22 protein-coding genes are annotated in these 23,314 nt (G+C 38.6%); 13 read left to right on the top strand and 9 right to left on the bottom strand.

Going from position 1 to position 23,314, the window contains the following annotated elements; all coding sequences use genetic code 11:
• The first annotated feature begins 101 nt into the window (after positions 1-101).
• From OQX63_RS09080 to OQX63_RS09050, 7 genes are all read left to right on the top strand, one after another.
• On the top strand, positions 102-638 hold the full coding sequence (locus OQX63_RS09080) for a heavy-metal-associated domain-containing protein (protein WP_265850560.1): 537 nt from the start codon (positions 102-104) through the stop codon (positions 636-638).
• A 1-nt stretch (position 639) separates the two neighbouring features.
• Positions 640-1,452, top strand: a complete 813-nt coding sequence (locus OQX63_RS09075) for a hypothetical protein (RefSeq protein ID WP_265850559.1) — start codon at positions 640-642, stop codon at positions 1,450-1,452.
• A gap of 85 nt (positions 1,453-1,537) precedes the next feature.
• A complete protein-coding gene (locus OQX63_RS09070; protein WP_265850558.1) occupies positions 1,538-2,041 on the top strand; it encodes a DUF3347 domain-containing protein in 504 nt (167 codons plus the stop codon).
• Positions 2,041-2,601, top strand: a complete 561-nt coding sequence (locus OQX63_RS09065) for a helix-turn-helix domain-containing protein (RefSeq protein ID WP_265850557.1) — start codon at positions 2,041-2,043, stop codon at positions 2,599-2,601. The genes OQX63_RS09070 and OQX63_RS09065 overlap by 1 nt, the downstream gene beginning before the upstream one ends.
• Before the next feature lie 252 nt (positions 2,602-2,853).
• On the top strand, positions 2,854-3,426 hold the full coding sequence (locus tag OQX63_RS09060; protein WP_025141714.1) for a YceI family protein: 573 nt from the start codon (positions 2,854-2,856) through the stop codon (positions 3,424-3,426).
• Positions 3,427-3,549: 123 nt separating this feature from the next.
• Complete coding sequence (gene ygiD, locus OQX63_RS09055) at positions 3,550-4,374, top strand: 4,5-DOPA dioxygenase extradiol (RefSeq protein ID WP_265850556.1); 825 nt, start codon at positions 3,550-3,552, stop codon at positions 4,372-4,374.
• A 173-nt stretch (positions 4,375-4,547) separates the two neighbouring features.
• Positions 4,548-5,267: a heavy-metal-associated domain-containing protein gene (locus OQX63_RS09050; RefSeq protein ID WP_265850555.1), complete on the top strand. Its 720-nt coding sequence runs from the start codon at positions 4,548-4,550 to the stop codon at positions 5,265-5,267.
• 103 nt (positions 5,268-5,370) lie between these two features.
• On the opposite strand, the gene OQX63_RS09045 is transcribed toward OQX63_RS09050, so the two are convergent.
• The 4 genes from OQX63_RS09045 to OQX63_RS09030 form a co-directional block, all read right to left on the bottom strand.
• Positions 5,371-5,844 (bottom strand): DUF6265 family protein, encoded by a 474-nt coding sequence (locus OQX63_RS09045; protein ID WP_265850554.1) that lies wholly within the window; start codon positions 5,842-5,844, stop codon positions 5,371-5,373.
• A complete protein-coding gene (locus OQX63_RS09040; RefSeq protein WP_265850553.1) occupies positions 5,841-6,365 on the bottom strand; it encodes a YfiT family bacillithiol transferase in 525 nt (174 codons plus the stop codon). The genes OQX63_RS09045 and OQX63_RS09040 overlap by 4 nt, the downstream gene beginning before the upstream one ends.
• A 3-nt stretch (positions 6,366-6,368) precedes the next feature.
• Positions 6,369-7,472, bottom strand: coding sequence for a fibrobacter succinogenes major paralogous domain-containing protein (locus OQX63_RS09035; RefSeq protein ID WP_265850552.1), 1,104 nt, complete (start codon positions 7,470-7,472; stop codon positions 6,369-6,371).
• Positions 7,473-7,595: 123 nt separating this feature from the next.
• Positions 7,596-8,993, bottom strand: coding sequence for an aldehyde dehydrogenase family protein (locus OQX63_RS09030; RefSeq protein WP_265850551.1), 1,398 nt, complete (start codon positions 8,991-8,993; stop codon positions 7,596-7,598).
• A gap of 132 nt (positions 8,994-9,125) precedes the next feature.
• On the opposite strand from OQX63_RS09030, the gene OQX63_RS09025 reads away from it, so the two are divergent.
• The 5 genes from OQX63_RS09025 (at position 9,126) to OQX63_RS09005 (ending at position 14,372) form a co-directional block, all read left to right on the top strand.
• The gene (locus tag OQX63_RS09025; RefSeq protein WP_265850550.1) at positions 9,126-10,310 is read left to right on the top strand and encodes a hypothetical protein; all 1,185 of its coding nucleotides are present in this window, start codon (positions 9,126-9,128) and stop codon (positions 10,308-10,310) included.
• A gap of 151 nt (positions 10,311-10,461) precedes the next feature.
• Positions 10,462-12,846, top strand: coding sequence for a S9 family peptidase (locus OQX63_RS09020; RefSeq protein ID WP_265850549.1), 2,385 nt, complete (start codon positions 10,462-10,464; stop codon positions 12,844-12,846).
• 322 nt (positions 12,847-13,168) lie between these two features.
• On the top strand, positions 13,169-13,801 hold the full coding sequence (locus OQX63_RS09015) for a peroxiredoxin (RefSeq protein WP_039479644.1): 633 nt from the start codon (positions 13,169-13,171) through the stop codon (positions 13,799-13,801).
• Between the two features lie 14 nt (positions 13,802-13,815).
• A complete protein-coding gene (locus OQX63_RS09010; protein WP_039479645.1) occupies positions 13,816-14,124 on the top strand; it encodes a thioredoxin family protein in 309 nt (102 codons plus the stop codon).
• Positions 14,124-14,372 (top strand): DUF6952 family protein, encoded by a 249-nt coding sequence (locus tag OQX63_RS09005; RefSeq protein WP_010599336.1) that lies wholly within the window; start codon positions 14,124-14,126, stop codon positions 14,370-14,372. The genes OQX63_RS09010 and OQX63_RS09005 overlap by 1 nt, the downstream gene beginning before the upstream one ends.
• 365 nt (positions 14,373-14,737) lie before the next feature.
• Here the strand turns inward: OQX63_RS09005 and OQX63_RS09000 are convergent, their stop codons facing one another.
• The 5 genes from OQX63_RS09000 to OQX63_RS08980 all read right to left on the bottom strand — a co-directional run bounded on the left by OQX63_RS09000 (position 14,738) and on the right by OQX63_RS08980 (position 22,129).
• Entirely contained in the window at positions 14,738-17,323 is a 2,586-nt protein-coding gene (locus tag OQX63_RS09000) for a phosphoenolpyruvate carboxylase (RefSeq protein WP_265850548.1), read from the bottom strand.
• A gap of 262 nt (positions 17,324-17,585) precedes the next feature.
• A complete protein-coding gene (locus OQX63_RS08995; RefSeq protein WP_265850547.1) occupies positions 17,586-19,133 on the bottom strand; it encodes a DHA2 family efflux MFS transporter permease subunit in 1,548 nt (515 codons plus the stop codon).
• 7 nt (positions 19,134-19,140) lie between these two features.
• Positions 19,141-20,178, bottom strand: coding sequence for an HlyD family secretion protein (locus OQX63_RS08990; RefSeq protein ID WP_265850546.1), 1,038 nt, complete (start codon positions 20,176-20,178; stop codon positions 19,141-19,143).
• Between the two features lie 8 nt (positions 20,179-20,186).
• Entirely contained in the window at positions 20,187-21,506 is a 1,320-nt protein-coding gene (locus tag OQX63_RS08985; RefSeq protein ID WP_265850545.1) for a TolC family protein, read from the bottom strand.
• Positions 21,503-22,129 (bottom strand): TetR/AcrR family transcriptional regulator, encoded by a 627-nt coding sequence (locus OQX63_RS08980; protein WP_265850544.1) that lies wholly within the window; start codon positions 22,127-22,129, stop codon positions 21,503-21,505. The genes OQX63_RS08985 and OQX63_RS08980 overlap by 4 nt, the downstream gene beginning before the upstream one ends.
• A 918-nt stretch (positions 22,130-23,047) precedes the next feature.
• Here OQX63_RS08980 and OQX63_RS08975 point away from each other — a divergent pair.
• Positions 23,048-23,233: a hypothetical protein gene (locus tag OQX63_RS08975; RefSeq protein ID WP_025141696.1), complete on the top strand. Its 186-nt coding sequence runs from the start codon at positions 23,048-23,050 to the stop codon at positions 23,231-23,233.
• Positions 23,234-23,314 lie beyond the last annotated feature (81 nt).

Here is a 23,314-nt window from a genome sequence, read left to right as displayed (position 1 = left end):
TTCCCGTCATGCTGAACACGTTTCAGCATCTATTTTGCTATTTAAGCTCTGAAATAAATGCAGCTTGACAATGGCTTCTATTTATCCTAATTCAAAAAATCATGAAAACAGTAAAAATATTCAGCATCATTATGCTATTCTTTGCCGTTAATGTTTCGGCACAAAAAATATCCTCAGCAGATTTACAGGTAACCGGTTTAACCTGTTCAATGTGTTCAAATGCTACACAAAAATCCTTAGAAACCCTTGGCTTTATTAGTAGCGTTAAACCTGATTTAAATAAAAACATCTTTGTGCTCACTTTTAAAAAAGATGCAAACATCAATCTTGATTTAGTACGTAAAAAAGTTCAGGATGCTGGTTTTTCGGTTGGTGGCTTAACCGCTAACTTCAATTTTAATGATGTAAAAGTGGACGATAAGGGCCAGGCAGTTGTAGATGGCAACGTGTACCGCTTTGTAAATGTAAAAGGTAAAACGCTTAGTGGCACCATTAAGGCCAGCATAGTAGACAAAGATTTCATTTCAGGTAGCGCATTTAAAAAACAGGCAGCAACTGCTAATTCTGATGCTTATGCAAGCGGCACAGGTGTTGTTAACGGCAAAAAAACCCGCATTTACCATTTAATTCTTTCCTAGGATGAAGCGGATATTCGTATTGGCGCTGATGATAATTGGCGCCTATACAAATGGTTTTGCACAAGAACTATATGTATTTACAGAGCCGGCCAGCAATATGCCCACCAAATCAATTGGTGTAAGAATTACGAACGAGGGCATGTTCAATAATCCTGGATTTGTAAGCAGGACCATTCCGGAAGTAATGTTTGGTTTTAATAAAAACCTAATGATGCATGCGCAAGGTTTTATGTCTGATATGGATGGCAAATACCGTTTAGAGGGAGGAAGTTTATATGCAAAATACCGGTTTTTATCGTTAGATGAGGCACAAAGCCATTTCAGGGCATCAGCTTTCGGGCGGGTAAGCACCAGCAGGAGGCCAACATATACAAGAGACATTAATCTTGAGGGCGACAATAGTGGCATACAGGGCGGATTGATTTTCACCCAATTGCTACACAAACTGGCATTATCATCAACATTGGGTTATGCGCATGCTTTCGAAAACAGCGATAGGCAGATTACCGGAATGCCACAGCCAAATAACTTGTTGTCTTACAGTTTATCATCAGGCTATTTGGTTTTGCCGGTGGTTTATAAGGATTACAAGCAACCCAACTTTAATGTATATCTAGAGTTATTGGGCAAAACCGATCCAAGCAGCGGTCAGTCGTATTTAGATATCGCTCCTGCTGTACAAATGATTTTAAACAGTACAACACGTATCGATTTTGGCTATCGTTTTCAGGCTACTGGAAATATGGATAACCGATACACCAAAAACATGTACCTGCTTCGAGCAGAATTCAATTTCTTTAACGTTCTAAAATAAAAAAGATGAAACCATCATGGTTTCCATATTAAACTACACATAAAACCATGATCGCTTCATCACCATTAAAAACAATATAAAAAAGATGAAAAAAATATTAGGATTAGTTGCCATCATGACGATCGCAACCACAGCATTTACTTATGCACAAAGCAAAACAGATATAGCCTTAAATCAGGCATTAACAGCATATTATGATCTGAAAAACGCACTGGCAATGGATAAAAAAGACTTGGCCATCGAAAAAGCGAAAGTTTTATCGACAAAGGTGAATGCCGTAAATCACAAAGATTTGCCAGCAGAGCAGCATAAAATATTTATGGAGCAAGCTGCAATTATTAAAAGTAAATCTGCTCAACTTGCTGGTTCGAACGACATCAAAACACAAAGAAAAGCCTTTGAAGGGATTTCTTATGCGATGATCAAAACTTTGAAAGGCTTGAAATTTAACAGCCAAACCGTTTATATTCAACACTGCCCAATGGCAAAAGCGAGCTGGTTAAATGAAAAAGAAAACATCGAAAATCCATATTACGGAAGCATGATGTTTGATTGTGGCGACATTTCTGAAACCATAAAGTCTAAATAATGTACTTGCATATCAAAAATATGGTATGCAACCGTTGTAAAATGGTGGTTAAGGCCGAGCTGGAAAAGCTTGGCTTTAAGCCGCTATTGGTTGAACTTGGCCAAGTTACACTCGCCGAAAATATTACAGCAGAGGATAAAATCAAAATTGCGGAGCAACTGACCCATTTTGGCTTCGAACTGCTGGAGGATAAAAAAACCCAAATTGCAGAACAGGTTAAAACAGCCATCATTAACCTGGTACATTATACCAAAGAACCGCTAAAAATCAATCTTTCTGCCTACCTCAGTGAGCAGTTAGATCAGGAATATACAAGCTTAAGCAGCATTTTTTCTGAGATCGAAAACCAGACGATTGAGAAGTATTTCATTGCTCAAAAAATAGAAAAGGCAAAAGAAATGCTTACCTACGGCGAACTCACCCTGAGTGAAATTGCCTACCAACTGAATTACAGCAGCGTGGCACACCTATCGGCACAATTTAAAAAAGTAACCGGGATTACGCCTTCGGTTTACAAAGCAGCATCAACAGATAGCAGGAAAACGCTGGATGAGGTGTGAGAATGTAAAATGGAGAGGTGAGATGGAGGATGGACTTAAAGTTGATGGGCTACAGGCAACTATCCATAAGCGATAATACAAAGATTTTTTTTGACTAATGGTTAGATGGATCATGGTTGATGGCCAATCGTCTATGGACTATGAACTAAAAAAACCATTAACCAATTAACCTCTCTAAACAATTTCTTATCATACGTCAAGACTGATCGACTGATAATCAGCTATTTTTGCAATTAAATAAAATCACTAAATATGAAAAAATTATTCTTATTTCTGATCGCTACCTCAATCAGTGTGGCATCATTTGCGCAAACCAGCTGGAAGATAGATCCAATGCACTCGTTTGTAAACTTTTCGGTTAAACACATGGGCATTTCTTTTGTAGATGGTTCATTCAAAAAATTCGATGGAACCGTTACCGCGTCTAAACCAGATCTAACCGACGCTAAAATTGCCTTTACCGTTGATGTAAACAGCATTACAACAGGTGTTGATATGAGAGACGGCCACTTAAAAACAGATGATTTCTTTAACGCTGAGAAATTTCCAACGATGAAATTCGAAAGCACTTCTTTCAAAAAATTAAGCGGTAACAATTATGAGTTAAGCGGTAAATTAACCATCCGTGATGTAACCAAAGATGTAAAATTTGCTGTGGTTTATGGTGGTACAGCTAAAGATCAACAAGGTAATACTAAAGCAGGTTTCGGCGCGACTACAACCATTAACCGTTTAGATTATAATATCAAATATGATCCAACTGGTGCAGGTGTTGCAAAAGATGTTGCGATCAAATTAAACCTGGAGTTTGTTCAGGGAAAATAATTCATAAATCGTCATCTCGACTGGAGCGCAGCGAAATGGAGAGATCTTTTAACCCGTAATAGTTACAAACTTCAAGGATTTCTCCACTTCGGTCGAAATGACGATTACTTAAATAGAATACCCATGTCTGCATTATCCCAATTCAGAAACTTCACTCAACGCTTGCCTCAAACAGATTTAATGCCAACGCTTTTTATTGGCCATGGTTCACCAATGAACGGCATCGAAAATAATGAGTTTAGTGAGAGTTGGATAGATTTGGCCAAACACATCCCTGTTCCAAAAGCAGTTTTGGTAGTATCGGCACATTGGTACACCCACGGTACTTTTGTAACTGCAATGGATTTCCCAAGTACTATTCATGATTTTGGTGGTTTCCCGCAGGCACTTTTCGATGTTCAATATCCTGCCCCGGGCGACCCAAAATTGGCCACTGAAATCCCTGGTCTGATACACTCAACTCCTGTTGGCTTAGACCACGATTGGGGCTTAGATCATGGCACCTGGACAGTAGTTAGGCATATGTATCCAAATGCCGATATTCCCGTTTTGCAATTAAGTATTGATTATACCAAATCGCCAGCGCAACATTATGAAATTGCCAAAGAAATTTATGCACTCCGCAAAAAAGGCGTGCTGGTTATCGGCAGTGGCAATATGGTGCACAACCTGAGAATGTTAAGCTGGGAAATGATTAACGGAGGCGGTTACGATTGGGCCATTGAAATGAATGATAAATTCAAAAATTTAATTGCAAACGGCGATTTTCAACCTTTAATCAACTACCGTAACCTCGGCAGCGATGCCATGCTAGCCATTCCTACTCCAGAACATTATTTGCCCCTTATTTACACCCTTGGAATGAAAAATGATAAGGAAGAGGTTTCGTTTTTTAATGATAAAGCCGTTGGTGGTTCATTAACCATGACTTCGGTTTTGGTAGGGTAATAACTGTCATGCTGAGGCACAAAGCATCTTTAAACGATGAAAACTTCCTCTCTACGGTAAAAGATTCTTCACTGCGTTCAGAATGACAACTACCTAAATTCTATAAAACTTTATGATTATTCTGTAACGCTTTTGGTCTCCCGAAGCGGTAAATTTGCATAAAGATTTTAATCATGACACATACCTATCAACTCACAGGCATGACTTGCGGCGGTTGCGAAAATAAAGTAAAAAGTAACCTTCTTGTTTTACCAGATGTAACCTCTGTTGAGGTTTCTAAAGACACCAATTCGGCTACGATTAGTATGGGTAAACATATTGGCCTTGATACCTTGCAACAAGCTTTGGGCGGTGCCGACAGCAAATATCAAATTTCTGCTGCGCATCACAACGAAACGCTTGAAGAAGCAAAATCGTGGGCCGAAACCTATAAACCCATATTATTGATTTTTGGATATGTAACTGCCATATCGTTAGTGGTTTCCTGGCAGGACAATACGATCAATTTTTTGGTATTTATGCGCATTTTTATGGCAGGTTTCTTCCTGACATTTTCTTTCTTTAAAATGCTCAACTTGAAAGCCTTTGCCGAAAGTTATGCCATGTACGATATCGTGGCTAAAAAATTTAGTGGGTGGGGTTATATCTACGCTTTTATCGAATTGGGTTTAGGCTCATCCTTTGCACTAAACCTATCGCCAGTGATTGTGAATTGGGTCACCCTCATCGTAATGACTATCAGCATCCTTGGGGTTTTAGAAAGTGTTTTAAACAAAAAGAAAATTCAATGTGCTTGCTTGGGGGCAGTTTTCAACCTACCCATGAGTACCGTAACCATTGTGGAAGATGCAATTATGATTGTCATGAGCGCAGCCATGTTGGTTTTAATGTAGTTAGATATTATTCTCTTTTTAACGCGATCGTCACCCTGAATTTATTTCAAGGTCTTTCATGCTAAAAAGATGCTGAAATAAATTCAGCATGACGAATCGTCTATTACCGCTTATACCTAAATTCCGATTTTCGGCTTTTCCCATTAAGCTCGCCTTCAATCCAGGCGAGCATTTCGTTTTTACCCAAATTTTGGTAAACTATTCTTTGGGGAAAATCGTGTGCCACATTTTCGAAAATATAGATCTGACCCTTTGTGGAAATAAGTTTAAAACATACTTCTTTACCATCATTCTGATCAGCAACAGTTGAACAATAGAAAACATCTTTTCCTATTTTTCTGATCTGCAATGTTTCAGTAAGTACGCTATCTCCTTTTCCAATGACGCGAGAACTTTTCCCTTTCATTATTTTATTAGCACCCTGGATCCATTGTTCTACAATTTTACCTTTGGGCGTTTGCATTTCCCATGAGCCTAACACAAAAGAAAAAGTTTTTGAGGGATCTTTTTGCGCTTTAACATTGCTGTAAAAACCAACAAAAAATAAAATCAAGGCGTATAAATAGATTCTTTTCATTTTGTTATCGTATTGGTAAGGTGTGCCAAGTGATGTTTTCCGTGCCAGGCATACATGCCCAGCATATTGGCCAAAGTGAGTTCTTTATTGTGGGCCGGATGAATGTATCTCCGTTGGTAATCTTCAATTTTTAATGTTTTTAAAAAAGCAACCCAACGCTGATGTAATCCTGTTAACAGGTCAATCGACAATTTGACATCACCATTTTTGGCTTCTTCAGTTTCTGCCCAGCGTTCTTCATAATATGGCCTGATTACCGGAATGTCCTCAGTAATGGCCTGCTTAAAACGAATATAAGCATTGATATGACTATCCGGAAGGTGGTGAACAACCTGCCTCAATGTCCAGCCTCCGGGCCGATAATTTTGGTTTAGTTCTTCGTCTGTTAAATTTTCTGTAGCCTTTTTAATTTGCCCAGGTAAAGCCGCTATATCAGAAATCCAGCTATCAATCTGTTTTTGATCGAAAACATCAGGCATAGCAAATTGACCGATAGGGTATTTAAGCTGTTCTAAATCCATTAATTAATCTTTAATACATCTTACCGAATATCCCAAGTTTTTAGGGCTTTCGGCTATTTCGAGGTAACCTTTAACGTATAAATTATAATTCCAGGCAGTTCCGGTAGAATTAGCAGTTGCAGTCCACCAATTTGCATCGTAAAAAATACTATCGTATGTCCCATCACCATTTCTTTTTCCTCCAGGCAAACCAGTAAACTTTGTAATATTTGAAGCACCTGTGTCACTTACCCAGTGACGGGTACCACTTTCCTGAATTTTACCACCGCTATAGCGGTCTCCCCCAATATAATTATACAAAATAGTCCATTCAGCACTGGTTGGGATATGCCAACCTTGTGGCGCAAGCTTACGATCACTATTTATAGCATACCAATTATATAAAAAACCATATGTTTTGCCTAGTTCTAGACTATTATTATAGTTACAATAAGCCCCAATTGTTTGTGTGCCCCAATTAGAACTGCCTGTCACATTTTGTATTATCGTTCCATCTCTGTAATGCGTTGTCCGTAAATTTTCCATCATCCATGTCTGGCTCCCTATTTTTACTGTTTTATAAATATTTCCATCCACATCTGCCAATGTTTCAGCCACTACAGCCTCGGTAACAACAAGGTTTGCCGATATACTATGCGCACCATAAATTCCCGATTGAGCCTGATATGCTGTGATAATCGCTTTCCCAGAACCTTTAATGGTTACCAAGTTCCCTATAATAGTTGCAACAGCTGCATTATCACTCTTAAAAATGATTTCTCCATTACTGTTACTTTTGGGTGGCGTTAAAATAAACGGAGGATCATTTAATTTTTTTTCAGGCACTACAAAATCTGTAAGCAATGGAACTAAACGTGGTGCAATTACTAAGGTTGCTGTGATAGAATCTTTCCTGAAACTTTCCGCTGCTTGCTGTATTGCCGTTATAATACAAGTTCCACTTTTCTTTATGGTAACAAGATTGGCCTGAATCGTAATCAATGAAGTATCACTTGTTTTAAAAGAAAAAGCTCCAGTGCTTTTACTTTTCGGATTGGTAAGTGTAAAGGAAGGCTCTCCCACTCTAACTATATTTAGGCTAAAATCAGAGAGTTCAGGTGATTGCATTGGATTATTTTCCTTCTGACATCCTGTAAAAATTATCAAAAGAAAAAATACTAAGAGGTATGAGCGTCTTTTCATCTTTTTATTGCAAATATAATTACCTCAACTTAAGGAACATAATAAATATTACATCAATTTCTTCAACCATTTCAACAAACCCATTTTTGGTGCGTAAGGAGGATAAATCATTTTGGTTAAACCCAATTTTGATTGAAAAACCACAGCCCTTTCGTGCGAAAAGGTTTTAAAGCCAAAAATACCATGACAGCTTCCTATCCCGCTACTGTTAACACCACCAAAAGGTAGATTGGGATTGCTGATATGAACCAGCACATCGTTTATACAAGTTCCGCCAGCACTGGTTTCGTTAATAATTTTATGCTGATGCTGTTTGTTATCTGAAAAGATGTAAAGTGCCAAAGGCTTATTTTTGCTATTGACTACCTCAATGGCTTCCTGTAAATTTTTAAAAGTAATTACAGGCAAAATGGGACCAAATATTTCCTCTTGCATGATGGCGCTTTTTTCGTTTACCGAAGTTAAAATTGCGGGCATTAGGGTTAAACTTTTCTCATCTGTTTCACCATCAAAAGTCAATACTGCTCCATCGGCAATCGCATCTTCTGTTAATTTATTTAAACGCTTAAACTGTTTATCGTTAATGATTCTGGCATAATCGTTTTTATTAATTCCACCGCCTTCACCAAACATTTTGCCAACTGCAGTTTTGTAATGTTCGATAAAATCATTTTGTTTATTTTCTTGGATTATGACATAGTCCGGTGCAATACAGGTTTGCCCTGCATTAACCAGTTTACCCCAGGCGATTTTTTCAGCAGCTTTTTTAATATCACAGGTTCCATCTACAATAGCCGGCGATTTTCCGCCAAGCTCCAAAGTAACCGAGGTCAGGTTTTTCGCTGCCGCTTCCATTACCACTTTACCAATTGTGGTGCTTCCCGTGAAAAAGATATGATCAAAAGGAAGTTTCAATAATTCTGTAGAAACATTAGCATCTCCTTCAAAACAGGCAATTTCTTTCGGATCAAAAGTTTCTGCGATCAACTTACTGATCACGCAAGCAGTTGCTTCGCTTAATTCGGAAGGTTTAAGGATCACACAATTTCCTGCTGCTATTGCCGAAACCAAAGGACTCATCATCAATTGTAATGGGTAATTCCATGGGGCAATAATCAGGCATACGCCTTTGGGTTCACAATAAATTTTATTACTTGCAAAAAAGTTGCTCATGGTTCTGCCTGCCGATTTGGGTCTCATCCACCCTTTCAGTTTTTTGACGGCAAAATCAATTTCAGCATAGGTAAAATATAATTCAGTTACTGCGCTTTCGAAACGGTTTTTACGCAGATCCTTTTCCAAAGCGGCAAATATTTCCTCTTCGGCTTTTTCCAAAGCGTGCTTAAGTAATTTTAGTTTCCCGATACGGGTTTTAAAATCTGTTTTGCGTAAATCGAATTTATGTCTTTGCTGTAAATCGAAAACCGTCTTTATCTGTTGTTCCATAATCACCTGATATTACTTTCTTTCACACTTATTGGTTTTCTTCAGAATACGCGTTAAATTTAGTTAAAATGCAGCCTTTTCATTAAAAATTCATTCATTTAAAGCATATTGCAGTAAATTTTAATAATAAAGATGAAAAGACTGTTTTTTGTTTTCGCATTCATAATTCCTTTGGTTATCCATGCCCAAACCATAAAAACAGATGTACTGGTTATCGGTAACGGCGATGCTGCTTATGCCGCGTCTTTTCAGGCTTTTAAATCCGGCGTAAAAACCATCCTGCTTACCCAAAAAGAACAGATGGATTTAAATAAAATACCGGAAAACAAAAGGGCTCTACTCCCTTTTTACCAAAGTTTTTTAAAGCGCGAAACGGAAAATGCAAAAAGCCTGGAAACGCCAAAACCTAAACCGGATAAAAAAAACAGGACGAAAGTAAATGTTGTAGATAGCACCTTACTTTTAAACGTCATCAAGAACACTGCTTATACAGAAATTAAACGTTCTGGCAGTGGTTGGGAAGCTAAATTGACGCAAGATAAAAGCATTAAAGCAAAAGTGCTTGTGGTGGCCGACAACCCTGATAAATTGCTTGCTGTATTAAAAATCTCCACCTTAATCCCAGCATCTTCAAGTCCATTAAATTATAATGAAAATACTTACCGAACAACTGTATCTAAAGTGTCTTCAGGAGCCAGCTTTTTATCCCTAAACAGCTTATTGATTCCAGATCAGGAAAACTTGCTTTATATTGCTAATGATCAATTTGAAATTGGACAGGCAGCGGGAGCAACCGCAGCTTATGCCGCATTTTTTGACACTAAAACCAGCCTTTCAAACTTAAAAAGTATTCAGGGTGAATTATTGGCCTACAAACATGCATTAATGCCTTTTGAAGATGTAAAAACGACAGATTCTAACTGGCTAGCCATCCAAAAGGTTGGTGTAACCGGCATCATTAAAGCTGAAATAAAGCAAAACAAAGCCTATTTTAATCCTGAAAAAGAGGTGACTTATGATGAGATCAAGCAACCAATCAAAGATTACTATTACAAAGCCCAAATCTGGTTCGATGATCATCAGCATATCCCTATTAATTTAGAAAACACCATTTCTATGGTATGTTATGTCGGCAATAAATCAGTTGATGCCACAAAAAATGCACTGCAAAAAAACTGGAATAAAAATTACAGGTTCAGCTCCAAATACGAGCTGAAAAAAGTGCTAACCAGACGCGAATTTGCTACCATCATTAACGAATACCTGGAACCTTTTGATAGAGTGAACGTAGATAAAACCGGAAGAGTAATCCGTTAGATTAACGATAGGTTTGGTTTATAATTTCAAATTTCATCTGTGTTCATCCTATTTATCAGTGGTTAATTTATACAGCTGAGGAGATGTAACATTTCCATTTCCTTCTAAAACTTGCATGCTCATTCCTTAAATTGCATCCAAACCTAAATTCATGAAGAAATATTTACTCTTCCTTTTGCTTTGCACGGGCAAATATACTTTTGCGCAACAACTGGCGCCCTTAACAGTCGAAAAAATTATGCGTGACCCAAAATGGATGGGTGTTTCACCAACTAATTTTCGCTGGACAGCAGACAGCAAAACCCTATATTTTAACTGGAACCCTGAAAATAAAATCAAGGAAGAATTATTCAAAGTTTCGGCAGCTTCTGCTAAACCCATTAAGGCAGCGGAAAAGGAAGATGAAAAATTATTGAGTTTAAATTACACCTACAACGCCGATCGTTCCCTGGGTTTAGTAGAAAAAAGTGGTGATATCTATTTACAAAACTTCAAAACGAATAAGGAAACGCTTTTAACCAGCACACAGGAAAGGGAAAGCAGTCCGGTTTTTTTAACCAATGGAAATGTTGTTTACCAACTAGGCGATAATCTTTTCGTAGTTGATTTAAAATCAGCAGAAACCAGACAGCTTACCAATTTTGTTAAAGGTAAAAAAACCGGAAGAGCAGAAAGCAAACCGGCTACCGAACAGGATAAATGGCTAAAAGCACAACAGACCGAACTCTTTGAGATTATTAAAAAGCGAAATGCCGAAGCCAAAAATGGTTCACGTGGCGTAAGAGGCCGCTTTGGGAATAACGCTGCAGATACAAAACCTTTAAAAGAACTTTATACTGAAGATAAGTTTTTAAACGGCGTAATCATTAGCCCGGATGCACATTTTATCACTTATAAATTAACCACACCTGCACAGAACAACCATAGTACCATTGTTCCCAATTATGTTACTTCCTCTGGTTATACTGAAGATATTCCAGGTAGAACAAAAGTTGGTGAAAATGAAAATAGCTCGCAGGGTTTTATATATGATACGCAGCGTGATACGGTTTATGCCATCCAAACATCGACCATTACAGGCATAAAAGACTTGCCTGATTACCTGAAAGATTATCCAAAAGAATTGGACACCTTAAAAAAGAAAAATGCTGATCGTCCTGTAAACTTCTTTGGCCCGTTTTGGAATGATAGTGGAAGTACGGCAATTGTTGTGGCAACCTCTACCGACAATAAAGACCGCTGGGTTTTAAAATTGGACGCCCTAACCGGCAAATTTTCTTTAATAGACCGTCAACGTGACGAAGCCTGGATTGGTGGCCCAGGCATTAGTGGTTTTTACCAGGGTAATACGGGATGGATAGACAACAACCGTTTTTATTATCAAAGCGAAGCAACAGGGTATTCACACCTATATGTAGCCAATGTAAATACCGGAAATAAAAAACAGCTTACATCTGGCAAGTGGGAAGTACAATCGGTGCAGTTATCAAAAGATAGAAATACGTTTTATATCAAAGCGAATAAAGAGCACCCTGGTGTTACCAATTTTTTTAAAATCGGCGTAAACGGCGGCGAACTCGTACAGATTACCACCATGAAGGGTTTAAACGACATTACGCTTTCCCCTGATGAAAAATACCTGGCCATCAATTATTCTTTTATGGATAAACCAGGAGAATTATTCCTCCAGCCAAATAAAGCCGGAGCTAAAGCGGTAAAAATCACCCAATCTACATCAGCTGAATTTAATGCTTACAAGTGGCGTCAACCGGATCTGGTAAGTTTTAAAAACCGTTATGGTGCCGATGTATATGCGAGGGTTTATAAATCAGAAAATCCACACCCTAACCACCCTGCTGTGGTTTTTGTTCACGGTGCTGGTTATCTTCAAAACGTCCACTTTGGCTGGAGTACCTATTTCCGTGAGTTTATGTTTAATAATTTACTGGCCGATAATGGTTACACCGTAATCGATATAGATTATACCGGGAGTTCGGGCTATGGGCGCGATCACCGTACGGGGATTTACCGTCACATGGGTGGAAAAGATTTGACCGATCAGGCAGATGGGGTAAAATTTTTGGTAGAGAAATACGGTGTTAATCCGAAGCATGTGGGTCTATACGGCGGATCTTATGGTGGTTTTATCACCTTGATGGCCATGTTTAATGAACCAGATGTTTTTGCCAGTGGCGCTGCTCTACGTTCAGTTACCGATTGGGCACATTATAACCATGGTTATACTTCGAATATTTTAAACGAACCTTTCAACGATCCAATTGCCTATAAAAGAAGCTCTCCGATTTACTTCGCCGATAAATTAAAAGGTAATTTATTAATGGCCCATGGAATGGTGGATGTAAATGTGCATTTTCAGGATATTGTGCGCCTAACGCAACGTTTTATCGAATTAGGCAAAAACAACTGGGAACTTGCGGTTTACCCGGTAGAAGACCATGGTTTTATCGAACCAAGCAGCTGGACAGATGAATATAAAAGGATATTTAAATTGTATGAGAATACCTTGAAGAAATAGTTTCCACTCTGGTCGTCATTTCGAGCGAAGAGGAGCGCAGCCGAGAACCCGAAGGCTCAGCGAAGCTAAATCTATCTCTATAGATCTCTCCGTTCCACTGCGTTTCAGTCGAGATGACGGCCATTTATTATAAATTCCGCAGATGCTTCGTACCTCAGTATGACAGAAAGAGAAAAAATAGAACCCCACTATACTTCACAACAACATTATAGCTTTCATCTATATCGTTATCAATAAATACAATTAACTATTAATGAAACGATGTTGATAAACAACTGTTTTAGCCTTACCTTTGTGCCAACAAAATTAAAGACAAAAAATTATGGCAATAGTAGGTAAAAAATTCCCAAGTGTTAGTATTGATGCAATGTCAGACATGGGTGATGACTTGAAAATCAACGTATTTGAAGAAGCTGTAAACAAAAATAGCAAAGTGTTATTATTCTGGTATCCAAAAGATTTTACTTTTGTTTGTCCTACAGAATTACACGCTTTCCAAGCTGCTTTACCTGAATTTGAAAAAAGAAATACGATTGTAATCGGTGCATCTTGCGATACAAACGAAGTTCACTTCGCCTGGTTAAATACGCCAAAAGATAACGGTGGTATTGAAGGTGTTACTTATCCAATCTTAGCTGATACTCATAGACAATTATCTGGCATCTTAGATATTTTAGACCAGGAAGTAAACTACGACGAAGAAGGAAACGAATCTTTCTCAGGTTCTAACGTAACTTTCAGAGCTACTTACTTAATCGACGAAACTGGTAAAGTTTTCCACGAAAGTGTTAACGATATGCCACTAGGTAGAAACGTTAAAGAATATTTACGTTTAATTGATGCTTATGCTCACGTTCAGAAACATGGCGAAGTTTGTCCTGCAAACTGGGAAGAAGGAAAAGAAGCAATGAACGCAAACAGAACTGGCGTAGCTGAATATTTAGCCGCTAACTAATTAAACAAAACGTTATGTTTTTAGAATTAACAGAAGATAATCTTCAACAGTACCTTGCCGATAACTCAAAGGTAATGGTTCAGTACGCTGCATCCTGGTGTGGTAACTGCAGAATCATGAAACCTAAGTTTAAAAAGCTGGCTTCGGAGAATGAAGATGTAGCTTTCCTGATTGTTGATGCCGAAAAACTTCCAAACTCACGCAAATTTGCAAACGTTGATAATTTACCAACCTTTGCAGCTTTTGAAGGCGGTGCTTTGGTAGATCAGGTACAAACCAACAAAGCAGAAGGATTGATTGAATTATTTAATAAGATAAAGTAATGAAGATTCCAGTTATAAGACAATTATTTCAAAACACCACTCCGGCACAACTGGAAACTACTTTAGAGGTTTTAGAGGCTTTCTGCGAATTTAGAGGCGTTAGCGAGCATGAAGTTGATGTGGCAGGTGAAATGATTACCAATATCTGCGGTGCACTAGAGGTACACCAGATGGTAAGTGAAGGTGCTGCCGAAAAAGATGCATTAAATGCTTTCGGCCAAAAAGTGATGGGTTCGATTGATCGATAATCGTCTTAAAGCTTAATCTGGCTTTTTAAAATATGAAATCCCTCGTTGATGAAAATCAGCGAGGGATTTTTGTTTATTTCGTCATTGCGAGGAGGAACGACGAAGCAATCTTTATAGTTTTGTCATTCTGAACGTATTGAAGACCTGCGAAGCAAGCATGAATGCCGTTAAAACCTCAAACACAATATGAATAATCTGCTGCCTATGAATTACATGGTTGACGATAACCAGTCAATTTCAGTATCTGCTACTATTAAAAAGATTCTTCGCTATGCTCAGAATGACAGCACAATAACGTCCAAGGTCTGTGAGGACACAGACCTTGGACGTTATATTTTGAGACCTGCGAGGTTCGGCAAAAAGTATTAGGCCAAATTCCTACCAGCATTTACAATACCAAAAACCGTTCTTACCGCAAGTTTTTCTAAAGCATGCTGGTCTTTTTCATTCTGATCGTGCTGCAGTTTTTCTAAAGCAAAATGCTGGATCAATACCAATGGCAAAATGATTTTCTCACGTGTAGCGATTGATTTTTTATCTACAGGATAATTGGCCATCAACGTTGGTTGCCCTGAGAGTTTTAAGAGCATCTCTTTGGTTAATTTGAACTCTTCATGTAGTTGAGTCCAAAAGGCGCCAAACTCTTTATCGTTGGCTAAATGAGCCGTAATTACGAAGTCTGATTTACTCATGCTCATCATGCAGTTATCCACTATGGTTTTCAGGTAATCAGAATCTTCGTAAACTTTAACTACTTTATCCCAGTTCCCGGCCTTTTCCTGGTTTTTCAAAGCTGTTCCCATCCCGTAGAAACCAGGTACGTTCTGTTTTAGCATACTCCAGGCAGTAACAAAACTAATGGCCCTTAAATCTTCGAGTTTCATTTCGCCGCCACCGTTTCTTTTTACTGGTCTGCTACTGATATTAGCCTGAGACAACAGTTTTAAAGGAGATAATTTCTCCAAATAACTTACAAATAGTGGATGCTCACGCAGATCCACAAAAGCTTTGTAACTATCCTCGGCCATTTCATCAAGCAGGGCTTTATTTTCAGGGTCTATAAGAATATTGTGTTTCTCCTTCAATCCCGAACTCAATCCGGCATTGATTAATTGCTCAATATTAAATTCAGCACTTTCTATAGAGCCATATTGAGAACTGATGGTTTGCCCCTGAACGGTCAATTGCATATTCTTGTTCGCAATTTCCTTACCCATTGAAGCATAAAAACGATGCGTTTTACCTCCACCACGTGCAGGCGGCCCACCACGGCCATCAAAAAAGGACAACTGAATATTATGGTTTCCCGCAACAGCCGATAAGGATGTTTTGCCATTAAAAATAGACCAGTTTGCCATTAAGTAACCACCATCTTTGGTACTATCGGAATACCCCAACATGATGTGCTGTTTATTGCCACGTTTAGCCAAATGCGCCTTGTAGAAAGGATTGCTATACAGGGTTTCCATAATGGCCGCAGCACCTTTTAAATCATTTACCGTTTCAAAAAGGGGTACAAAATCAATGGTTAACGAATCTTTGCTCCAACCGTTCCAAAGGAAAAGTTCAATCAACTGAAGGATATCACTCGCCTGCTGGCAATTGCTGATAATAAAACGGTGACAAGCTTTTTCGCCATTGCGTTTTTGGATCCCCTTAATTTCTTTGATTACCTGAATGGTATCCTCAATCAAGGCATCAGGTTCACTTGCATAAACAATAGTGGCTTCTTTAAAAGAAATCAGGCTTAGTTTTTCAGCTTCTGATAATTTATCATAATCAGCAGGATATAGCGAAGAAATCGGCTTATTGGCCCGGCAGTAAGCATGTACGTTTCTCAGCACCCTGCTATCCTGACGGATATCTAGTGAGGCAAAGTAATTGCCGTATAAATCTATTTTGCGGATCAGATTATTAACCAGATCAACAAACAGACCTCCATGTTCCGCCAATAAGGTTTCTTTAATTTTATTCAGGTTGTCTCTTAATTCATCAGAAATATCGTGCAGCTCACAGGTCTGATCAAAAGCATTCTGATAAAGTACATCATGCAATTTGGCAATGTTTTCTTCAACGCCTCTAAAAGTGATGCGGCGTTTAATCACTCTGAAATCGCGGTAATAGCAGCGAAACAGGATTTGTCGCAGCATTTTAGAAACTTCTAGGGTCGTATCGGCATGAATATTTGGATTTCCATCCCGATCTCCCCCTGGCCAGAAGCCCAGTTCTAAAATTTTCTTGGTTTCCAGGTTATATTCATCCAGGTTCTGGTCTATTTCTTCCTGAATGTTTGCCGCAGCAAAATAAAAAGTATTTTCTAAGAACCAGGCCAGGTTTAAGGCCTCATCAACCGGCGTTGGCGATTTTTTGTTGAAAAACGGCGTTTTACCCAATTGCTGTAACAGTGAGTTCATCGAGGTGAGATCATTATCCCGAATAGCTTTGGTTAAATCGGTAATAATGGCCAAAACACTGCCAGGATAAAACTGGGTAGGGTGTGCAGTTAAAACCAGACGAAGCGAAAGTTCATCGATCAGTTTCTCAATTTTTGATAACATCGGTTTGTTATCGGCATTCTTCTTTAAAATAAAGGCCAAAGTACTCTGCTCGTCGGTAGTATTTAACTTGGTAAAAGAGGCGTCTTCTACAGCATCAAAAAGCACCACCTGACGTTCGATATACTGAATGAAACGAAAAAGCAGGTCAATAATATCTTTGCGCTCTGTGTAACTGGTATACTTAGCGAAAAATTCTTCTATAATCTGTGCAGGTTTTTCTCCGTTCGCAATACCTTCTTCACAGCTTTTAAAGAACAGGGGAAGCAGTGTTCCGGTATCCTTAATTTTGTAAAAAGGCAAGGTGAGAAATAAACTGTTAAACAGTTCGAATTTTGAGATGACCTCATTATTAAAAATTGATTCACGTTGCGTTGTTAAACGAAGTTTGGGCATAGCTTAGGCAATAGTTTTGTATACCGTAATACTACAAAAAATGCATAAGGTATTAAAATTCTAAGGCTTACAATTTGGAAAATTGTAGAATAAATTTTAATTTTAAAATCTTATTTGGCCACCATGTGGTTAAGTAAGAACATTTGCAATGTTTAAGGGCATTGCATTGATTGTTAATTTTTTGGGTTAAAACAGCCGATGTAATAAAATACACCGGCTGTTTTTGTTTTCTGGCATTATTTAAGCCAATTTGTTGCCAATTTTAGTGTGCATCGGTAACAATGTTTGCATTTTTCTTAAATTTCTGCAAATAAAGAAGCGGGATTGAAAACAACATAATCAATCCGGCAACCCAATAAGCATCGTTATAAGTAAGCAACATTGTTTGCTTAATCACAGAACCTTCAATTGCTTTCATTGCCATCAATTTCGCATCAATAAGTGATGATCCTTTGGCCATAAAACCGCTTGTTAATGCATTTAACTTCTGGATAAACGCGGGGTTATAATCATTAACGTTGGCAAGTAAACTACTCCTATGGAAACCTGAACGGATGTGGATTAATGTCGTTAATGCTGCAATTCCAAATGACCCTCCTAACTGCCTACTCATGTTATTTAAACCTGAACCCTGACCAATCTCTGCACCGGATAAATCTTGCATCGCTAGCGTGGTTAAAGGCACGAATAATAAAGCCATACCAAATCCCCTAATTACTAGCGGCCAAAAGAAATCACCCGTTCCGGAGGCCAATGTCGAATTACTCAACATCCAACAGAAAATAAAGAATAGAAACATTCCTCCTGTTGCCATAAACTGTGCAGGAACTCCCTTTTTAAGCATAATACCAATAAATGGCATCATGGCAATGGTACAAATACCTCCGGCAATAAATAGCTTACCAGTTTGTAATGGCGTAAATCCTAACAAATTCTGTGCAAATACCGGAAAAACGAATACTGAACCATAAAGTCCGAATCCAAGAATAAAAGAAGTAAACATCCCAATAGAGAAGCTTCTTTTTTTCATAATCCGGAGGTTTACAATAGGGAACTCTGTAGCGGTTTCCCTCCAGATGAAAAGTAGCAAGCCAAAAACAGATATAACAGCTAATGCAGTAATATACGGCGTTGAAAACCAGTCTTCGCTTTCGCCTTTTTCTAATAAAGTTTGTAAACTACCCACAGCTATTGCCAATAAAGCAATTCCCCACCAATCCACGGGCTTCCCTTTTCCATCTTTCGGCGTCTCTCGAATAAAGGTATAGGTACAGTAGGCGGCGAGTATCCCGACGGGAATATTTACATAGAAAATCCATGGCCAATCGGCTACTTCTAAAATATAACCACCAATGGTTGGTCCAACGGTTGGCCCGACAATGGCACCTAAACCAAACAGAGCTGTTGCAATACCCACATCTTCACGCGGCCAGGTTTCAATTAAGATTGCCTGTGCGGTAGAAATTAATCCCCCGCCAGCTACACCTTGTAATATCCTGAATAGAATCAGTTCGTTTAGTGATGTTGCGTTACCGCACAAAAAGGAAACAAGTGTAAAAACAATAATGGAGGTTAAGAAATAATTTTTACGCCCGAAACGACTTCCTAACCATCCTGACATTGGCAGGACGATTACGTTCGCAACGGCGTAACCAGTAGATAACCAGGCGATATCTTCAAGGGTAGCGCCCAGGTTTCCCTGTATCTGTGGAATTGCCACATTTACGATCGTTGTATCAATCAGCTCCAACAAAGAAGCTGTGATTACTGTAAATGTAATAATCCACTTTTTTAAACCTACTTCGGCCATTTTAATATTATTTAGTAGAAACTGAAGCTTTAACGCTCATTCCTGGACGTAATTTAGCCAACAGTTCTTTTGATGGATGGATTTTGATTTTTACCGGAACACGTTGCACAACTTTGACGAAGTTACCGGTAGCGTTATCTGGAGGCAATAAAGATCCTTTTGCACCTGTAATCGGTGAAAAGTTATATACTTCGCCCTCAATTTTTTGATCAGGATAAGCATCTACTTCAATCTCTACTTTAGAACCCTCTTTAATTTTTTCTAATTGGGTTTCTTTAAAGTTTGCGGTTACATAAATACTTCCGTCGTTCACTACAGAGAATAAAGATTGACCTGCCTGAACCAATTGTCCTTTTTGAACATTCTTTTTAGAAACAATACCTGTAGCCGGTGCTTTGATATCAGTATAGGATAACTGAAGTTTTGCAAAATCGATATCACTCTGACGTTGGCTGATTACGTTGCTGCTTACTGCCAATTGCGATTGTGTGGTCCCCACTTGTTTAACCGCAGCATTGTATTGATCCACTGCTGCCTGGTAAGCTGCCTGCGCAGATTCTTTTGTGGCTTTAGCCTGATCGAAAGCTTGTTGGGTAATCGATCCGTCTTTTACAAGGTTTGCATAACGTTCGTAATCCTTATTGGCCAGGTTTAATTTAACCCTTGCCGCAGCTACGTTCGCTTTTGCAGTACTGGTATTTGCCTGAGTTGCGATAATTTGCGATTGCGCCACTCCTACACCTGCACTCGCCCCTTTTTGGCCAGATTGTGCTTGCTCTAATTTCACTTTGTAATCGTTGTCATCAAGTTTAACCAAAACCTGTCCTTCGGTTACATGTGTATTTTCTTCAAAATTAATATCCTTAACATAACCGCCAACTCGGGCAACAACAGGACTGATATCGCCATCAATCTGCGCATCATCCGTATCTACGTGTTTGCTATAATAATTCCATTCGATAATCCCGAAGATTACTCCTATTACTAGTAAAACACCTAAAATGATGGGTACTACTATGTTCTTTTTTTTCTTTTCAGTTGTCATTTCTGTATTTATTGCGTTATTTTTCCTGTTGATTTTAATAGTGTATAGTAAGCTAAACCTGCATCTGCCTTCGCTATCTCTAAGTTTATTTTTGCCTGGTATAATAAAGTTTCTGCATCGATGCGGTCGGTAACCGAAGCCACATTGTTTTTATATTTCGATGCCAATAACTTATCGTTCTCAGTAGCCTGTGCAATTGAAGTTTCCAAAACCTGGATTTTGTTCATCGCTACCTGGTAATTTTGAAAGTTTTTATTGATGTCGGTTTTTACCTGATCAGATAAAATATCTTTCTGAAGGGTAATTTCGCTCTGTTCAATTTTTGCCTGGCTTACTTTGTTTTTATTAGTCCAAAGGTTTCCGAAATTCCATGAAACTGTAGCACCTAATGTAACCGGCATTAAATATTGGTTTGTTGGTGGAATAAATTTGCCGCTTGGATTAATGTAATAGAGGTTTGCGCCAACTCCAACGGTAGGTAAAGTATTTGCCTTAATGGTTTTGATGTTAAAATCGGCCACTTTGTTCTGAATATCAAGTTGTTTCAATTCCTGGCGGTTAGCGAAAGCCTGACCAATGTATTCATTTAACGAACCCGGTGTTTTTAAGCCTAAGGTTGGGTCAACAATTTTAACTTCGGTATCTTCTGGTAAACCTAAAAGAATATCTAAATTATAGTTGATTACTTTGCGGTTGCTCTCGATGTCCATTTGGGTTAACGTCACGTTTGCCTGTTGCAATTGGAAACGCAGTACATCGTTTTTGGTTACAATGCCCTGTTCGAAGAAACGTTGTGCCTGTTTAATCTGAGCAGCGATCGATTCTAAATTCTGATCAACCACTTTTCTACTCTGTAAAACCTTATATAAAGAATAGTAGGTATTGATAACTGCGTAGGTGATCTCTTCCTTACTCTTATCGGCATCCAAACGTGCAACCTCTGCCAATAATTTGGTCGATTCTTTTGCATATTTCAATTTACCACCACCGTAAACAAGTTCCTGTACTGCAGCAGTTCCGACAAAAGCATCGGCTCTTTTAGGCAGGCGAAGAGAAGATTCGCTACCTGGTAAAGTAAAAGTAGTGGTAGGGATTTCAGCGTGGTTGTATATAAAACTTGCATTTCCGGTTGGTAAAGCATTGTCTTTAACTACCTCCAGCTTTGCAACAGCCTGATCAATTTTGTTCTGAGAAAGTTTTAAGTTTTTACTGTTGGCTATGCCAAGTTCTATTGCCTGGTTGATATTTAATTCTTTCGAGCTCTGTGCAAATAAAGCTGCCGGAATTAATGATGCCAGAAGCATTAATCTAATCGATTTGGGTATCATCTTTTTGTTGTTAAATAAACTTTTGTTAGATCTTGTAAGTGGGCAACCGCCCTGTCTTTAATAATTTTTTTGTCTTTCGGGTTGTTCAGGTCGAAGTTTGAACATGACATTACCTTATGGGGGGAAATAACAATATTGGTTATAGTGCCCATAATGGTACCGATTACCATCCGTACATCTACCTTGTTAAAGCTGCCATCTTCAATCCCATCTGTGATAATCCGATCGATAATCTGCATGTTGTGGCTCATGGCATCTTTAATCTTGTCGTACATTTCTGGCCTTTGGGTTAAAGACAATTCTCTGTGCATCATTTTATGAAATGCGGTGTTATCCAATATCCTATTTACATAGCCCTCTATAACCCTGTGCAATTTTTCTAATGCCGAAATCTTATCTTCATTGATGATTTTTAACTGAGAAGTAAAACCAGCAATACGCTCGTTCATAATCTCCACAAAAACCCCTTCTTTAGAACCGAAATAATAATTTATCATCGCCATGTTCGCTCCAGATTCCTTAGCAATCTGGCGGGTGGAAGTACCTTCGTACCCCGTCTCGCAAAACAGCTTTTCAGCGGCATCGAGTATGGCCTGTCTTTTATCTACTTTTTCTGTTTTCATTTCTTTTTAACGACACAAAATTAATCAAACGATTGATTAACTTCCAAATGCCTACCTACTTATTTTACATTCTCTTGATAAAACTTTAATTTTTAAATAAAATAACCGCCCTAGGGAACGAAATAAGCTCTTTTACTAGATATGATCTTCGTAATTCTGGCAGGCTGCACGAGATCGTCATTCCCAACTCGATTGGGAATCGTAATGCAAGTGCTTTAAGATTCCCGCCTGCGCCTATCGTTTGGACACATTTCTATTAGCTGCATTTGTTTTTTATAGCACATATTCCTAAGGCGATCGTCATGCTGAATTTATTTCAGCATCTTTCCCGCCATTAACTGGTCCTCATTCCTTAAGAAGCATAGTTTTGGGGACAAATGTTAATTTTTTCCGCTCTTTGCCGCGGGGCATGGTACTTTGGAGCGCAAAAGTACCCCAAGCGCTTTGTCAATCCAGCAATGTGGCTTCTCACCGCCCACGCTCATCAAAAAAACAGTGGCACTTCGTTTTGTGTTCAATTTATATTAAATTTTGAATTCAACGCTAATGAACACAAAACCACTGCGTTTCAGGTTTGGCAATGCTATTTGGGCCATTGTGCACCTGTTTTTTTGATTCTCCCGCCACTTGGGATTGACGGCGTCCTTCGGTAAAGACTGTGGTTTATTAAGGTCAGCTAGCATGCTGCCCAAAACATTCTTAAAAAAAATGTGTCCACACGATAGGCCTGCGCGGGAATGACGGCCGTGTTAATGGATTCTGTCATAAACCCGATAGCCATCAGATCAGGGTGATGACCACTTACAGGATCGCTATTTACCACAGATGTGCTGGAATTGATAATTAATTAAAATTTGGACATATTGACAAATTAAAATTTAAAATAAATATTAACTTTGCCTCCAAATAACAGAAAACATGAGTGTACAAGAGAACAGCAGCAATAATTTCAACTGGTTATATTATGCGTTAGGTTTATTCTTCGGAGTGCTAACCGGAGCAATTATTACACAAAACTATATTTTTGCCTTATTAGGTGGTGTTTTAGGTTTGTTAACAGCAGGCTTATTTTTAAACGCTATCGTAAAAGGAAGAAAGTACTAGTTCTTTAGCCTTTTATTCAACCCTATCCTTTTTTAGGATTTCCAATAATTCGCAGCGAATGAGATTATGATGATTTTTAAG

This window comes from Pedobacter sp. PF22-3, assembly GCF_026239555.1.
Classification (GTDB): domain Bacteria; phylum Bacteroidota; class Bacteroidia; order Sphingobacteriales; family Sphingobacteriaceae; genus Pedobacter.
The sequence above is the reverse complement of the archived record's forward strand: the minus strand, read 5'-3'. Positions and strand labels throughout refer to the sequence as shown.